A 4,927-nucleotide genomic window follows, 5' to 3' on the forward strand; every position below is an offset into this window, starting at 1 on the left:
AGATGAAGTGCGGGGATTGTTGGAAGAGGATCGCGGGAACTGGGGGATCCTGCATGATTACCACGAAGGCGGCTTCGCGAAGATTACCCCGGCGCTGATCGCGGAGATGAATGATTTTTATGGACAGACCGGCATCCCCACCGACCGGGTCTACACCGGTAAGCTCGTGTCCGCATTCCGTAAAATGGCCGGCGAAGGCCGCTTCCCGGCGGGCAGCTACGTGCTGCTCATCCATACCGGCGGGCTGCAGGGAAACGCTTCCCTTCCACCCGGAACTTTGCATTTTTAACAACCTTGTCACGGATACTGGCAAGGTTCTGGATGCGGGTAGGCTTTTACGCACCGGCAGCGTATATTTGACCTTCAGATCCTAAATTTGCCAACTTAAGAAGACCAGACAAGTATGTACTGTATGAAGCAGACGGTTAGATGTTTAATTGTGTTGATGTTCGTAACGGGCGCCTTTTCCAAAGCGAAAGCGCAGGAATACGTGCCGCCCGTATTGCCGGAGTTTTCGGCTTTGATCAAAACAGGGAAAATCCAGCTGGACTGGATATCCGGCTTTCCCAACGCCGTGCAGATCGGTGTACAGCGCTCGCTCGACAGCGTACTGAACTTTACCACCATCGGGTATGCCACCAATCCCACTTCCCAACGCAACGCCTACCTCGATAACAAGCCGCTTCCCGGCAAGAACTACTATCGGCTGTTCATCCTTTTCAAGAATAACACCTACATGCATACCAAAGTGGTGCTGGCTACGGCTGATTCCACCATCGCGGGAGACACCAAGCTCGGCGCTTCCGACATCCCGACGATGACAACGACCAATGCAGAAGGTGAAAAACAGGTAATTCCCTGGAAACCATCCAACTACATATACACAACAGCCGACGGCAACGTGAATATCAAGCTGCCGATGGCTTTGCAAAAGAAATATTCGGTGAAGTTTTACGAGGCTACGGGGCAGTTCCTCTTCGAGGTGGAGCATGTGTCGGAGCCATTCCTTATACTGGAAAAGGCGATTTTCATGCATGCCGGCTGGTTCGATTTCGAGGTGTTCGAAAACGGCAAATTGCTGGAGAAATGGAATCTCTACATCCCGTTGAGCTACCGTTAAATTCCGGCTCCGGCCGGGAATAAGGCGCCTGTTACCATTTCGGCGTCGAAGATATCGGCAAAATGGTGCACGATCCGGGCCCGCACTTCCTCTACAGGCAATGCGCGCCCGGTTTCTTTTTGGAGGGAAGTCACGGATTTGTCCTGAATCCCGCAGGGAACGATATTGTTGAAGTAAGAAAGGTCGGTATTGACGTTGAGGGCAAAGCCGTGCATGGTGACCCAGCGGCTGCAACGCACGCCCATGGCGCAGATCTTGCGGGCACGGCCGGGAATGGCGGGATCCAGCCAAACGCCGGTTTCCCCTTTGGAGCGCTCCCCCGCCAGGCCATAATCCCCGATTGTCCGGATAATCACTTCTTCCAGGTTCCGCAAATAACGGCCGATATCGGTGTAGAAACGTTCCAGGTCGAGGATAGGATAACCCACGATCTGGCCTTCGCCGTGAAAAGTGATGTCGCCCCCGCGGTTGGTCTGCACGAACTGGATGCCCCTGGCCGCCAGTTCCTCGTCGCTCACCAGGAGGTGGTCCATATCCCCGCTTTTGCCGAGGGTATAAACGGCGGGATGCTCACAAAACAGCAGGTGGTGGCGGGTTTGGGGGATAGCGCCCGCCCCGGCCCCGCGCGCGGCGGCTTTGGCGTCGGTATCCTCCCGGAGGAGCTTTTCCTGCAGATCCCAGGCGTCGCGGTAAGGGATCCGCCCGAGATCATTCACGATTATCTGCTGTTTCATCGCCTGCAAAGATAACTTAAAGTATCTTTGCAAAAATTTTTACCAATGACCGATCACATGCCGGAACTGGAAGACGAACTGGAAAACGGGGATGGAAGCGAAGAGATATACGAACGTGTGAACCTTGTGGTAGACAAGGGCCAGGAGCCCCTGCGCATCGACAAGTTCATCCAGGCCCGTATCGAAGGCGCTACCCGCAACAAGGTGCAGCAGTCTATCGAGAAAGGCATGGTGCTCGTGAACGACAAGCCCGTAAAGGCGAATTACAAGGTTCGCCCGCTCGACAGGCTCATCGTCTATTCCACCAAAAACCCCGAATCCACCGAAATAAAGCCCGAAAACATCCCGCTGGATATTGTGTATGAAGACGATGACGTGATGGTGGTCAACAAGCCCGCCGGGATGGTGGTGCACCCCGGCTGCGGGAACTATTCCGGCACGCTGGTGAACGCCTTGGCCTGGTACCTGGGCGACGAGATCGACAAAAATACGAGCGGGCTGCTGGTAGTCGCTAAATCCGACAAAGCCATGAGCGACCTCGCCAAGCAGTTCTTCGACCACACCGTGGAGCGCCGTTACATCGCGCTCGTTTGGGGCGATTTCGAGGAAGACGCCGGCACCGTAGTCGCGCATGTGGGCCGCCACCAGCGCTTCCGCAAGATCATGGACGCCTATCCCGACGGCGAACACGGCAAGGAAGCCATCACCCATTACGAAGTATTGGAACGCCATAACTACGTAACCCTCATCGCCTGCAAGCTGGAAACCGGCCGCACCCACCAGATCAGGGTACACATGCAGCACACCGGGCATCCGCTCTTCAACGACGATACCTACGGCGGCGACCGCATCGTGAAAGGCACTGTTTTCGCGAAATACAAACAGTTTGTGGACAACTGCTTCGAGATCATGCCGCGCCATGCGCTGCATGCGCAGACGCTCGGGTTCATTCACCCGCGCACACGCAAGCATATCCAGTTCGAATCTCCCATGCCCGCAGATTTCTCCGGCGTACTGGAGAAATGGCGCAGATACCGCCGCAATCCCGAAGACTGATTATTTCCCCGCGGGGCCAAATTTCCGGGGGAACCAGCTCACCGTAAACATGAAATATTGTTCCAGGACGTTATTGCGGGTCTGGGAAATGGTATTGCTATATGCCTGGTTAACGATGCTGGTATTCTGCCGCAGCAGGTCCAGCGCGGAAAGCGATAATTCCAGGTTCTTCCCTTTCATGAGCCGGTAAGCGGCGCCCGCGTTCCAAATCGTGAAATTCACGCCTTGCGTTCCCGCCATTTTCGCGTAATTGTAAGCCAGGTTGCTGGTCAGCGTAACCCGGTCCGTAATTTTCACGCCCGTGTTGCCCGTTGTTGCAGCGTAAAACACGCGCAACACCCTGTTGGCGGGCACTTCCTGCACGGTGCGCTGCGCACTCGCGTCCTGCCGAATACTGAGCAACAGCCAGTCGCCGAAAGTGTACGTGACCGTCGCATTGCCGCCCCCCGTTCTTCCCCTCACCATATTCAGCCTGCCGTTCACATACCCCGGCGACCGGTAGGTGCTGCCATTGCCGATTACACCGATCTGCAATTGATTCTTCCCTAATTTGAACGCCCTTGCGAACTCGGCGCTTCCACGGAGATACCGGTAACCTTCGGCATTAACGATATAGATGCTCCTTCTGCCCTGCTGATCCCATTCCACGCTGTCGGTTTGCTGCCGCGAAACGGCGCCGGCCGCCAGCGTGATGCCGTAGTGCAAATTCCGTTTGTCGAAAAACCATTTGGTTGAATGGAAAGACGCCTCCCGCTGCCTGCTTTCGCGCAGGAGCGGATTGCCAAAATACAGCGAATACGCATCGGCGCTGTCCGTCACTCTGGCCATATCCCAGATATTCGGATAACGGATGGTTTCCGTGTATTGCAGGTTGTGGCTGACCTGGTGCAATCCATCCCTGTAATGCTGGAAACGAATGGATGCCCCCGGCAGAAAAACGGCGTACCGCCGCGTAAGGTCGAGGAAGTCGTGAGATGAGCGGTTCGATTGCGCCGTGAACTGCGCACCGGCCGTAAAATCGACCGTCAGCGTTTTCCGGAACCGGTCCTGCAGGAATTTGAGGAAACTCCGGGAGAACCTCAGCGAAGGGGTTTCCTGCAACCATCTTTCCGTAGCCGAATAACTAAGATAATCGTTACTGCGCAGCGTTTTGTCGGATTCGTCGAGATCATTCACGCGCCGCTGCCGGTCGGTTTGGGAGATCGTAAGTTCGTTTACTAACGTGGTTTGAATTCTCCGGAGGAAAGTCCTGCGCAGCAGCCATGCGCCCACATCCTGCGCATCGAATTTGAGTTGGTGGGTAGCGCCTTCGTCCTGGTTGTTATAACCGCGGTTGAATAATGTATGATCACCGCCTGCGCCGAATGTGGTAAAGTCTGACCGGTTGTTTCCGGCACTTTGGTTGCGGTGCGTTTTGAAAGTATACCCCGCGTTCCAGGTTTGGGGAAAATAACCTTTGGTAGGGATCAGCCCTCCTTTCGTGGCAAACAACAGGTCTACCTGCGCCCCGGTTTTTCGTTCCTTCTCCGCGCCCCGCCGCTGGTTCAGGCTTTGCAGACCTGCGGCGGCGGATTCCGAAGAAATTTCTTCCGCATAATTCGTTGAACGGCTGGCATGGTTTCCCGTCCCGGAAACCGACATCGTCGTGGTCCTGCGCTTCCATTCATATTTTGACGTGAAATGCTGGCTGGTGGAGTGGGCAGACTGCCGGTTGTTTTCCCTGAAAACCTGGTCGTTGCCCGGCAGGGACGAAATACTCAGCTTATCGCGTTCGATTCGTGCGTGATCGTTCCGGATGAAATAATTACCACTCAGCCGGCTGACCAGCTGCTCCGTTGACTGCATGAAATCGTGCAGCCAGGTGATCCCGCCGGTATTGGGCTGGTTGGCGCCGGGCTGGCGGAAGTTGGGATAACTGACATGCAGCGCTCCCGCCCTGAACGAGGCATTCTGCATCATCGTTTCGGTGGAATTGGGAATGATGTTGATGTTGTTGGCGGCGGCGAGGATGCTGAAT

At 55.4% G+C, this 4,927-nt stretch carries 4 protein-coding genes and 1 pseudogene; 3 read left to right on the forward strand and 2 right to left on the reverse strand.

Annotation, left to right across the window (positions count from 1 at the left end):
* Positions 1 to 289 (forward strand): annotated as a pseudogene (locus Q0510_RS14140) (1-aminocyclopropane-1-carboxylate deaminase); the annotation flags it as partial.
* A gap of 156 nt (positions 290 to 445) precedes the next feature.
* Entirely contained in the window at positions 446 to 1,120 is a 675-nt protein-coding gene (locus tag Q0510_RS14145) for a hypothetical protein (protein WP_298712942.1), read from the forward strand.
* Here the strand turns inward: Q0510_RS14145 and lipB are convergent.
* On the reverse strand, positions 1,117 to 1,854 hold the full coding sequence (gene lipB, locus Q0510_RS14150; protein ID WP_298712945.1) for a lipoyl(octanoyl) transferase LipB: 738 nt from the start codon (positions 1,852 to 1,854) through the stop codon (positions 1,117 to 1,119). The two genes, Q0510_RS14145 and lipB, sit on opposite strands and share 4 nt — an antisense overlap.
* 45 nt (positions 1,855 to 1,899) lie before the next feature.
* Here lipB and Q0510_RS14155 point away from each other — a divergent pair, with 45 nt between their 5' ends.
* Positions 1,900 to 2,910 (forward strand): RluA family pseudouridine synthase, encoded by a 1,011-nt coding sequence (locus Q0510_RS14155; RefSeq protein ID WP_298712948.1) that lies wholly within the window; start codon positions 1,900 to 1,902, stop codon positions 2,908 to 2,910.
* Here Q0510_RS14155 and Q0510_RS14160 read toward each other — a convergent pair.
* The coding region (locus Q0510_RS14160) for an outer membrane beta-barrel protein (protein ID WP_298712953.1) at positions 2,911 to 4,927 on the reverse strand (2,017 nt) is incomplete at its 5' end.

The sequence above is a fragment of the uncultured Chitinophaga sp. genome (assembly GCF_937874145.1).
Taxonomy (GTDB): Bacteria; Bacteroidota; Bacteroidia; order Chitinophagales; family Chitinophagaceae; genus Chitinophaga.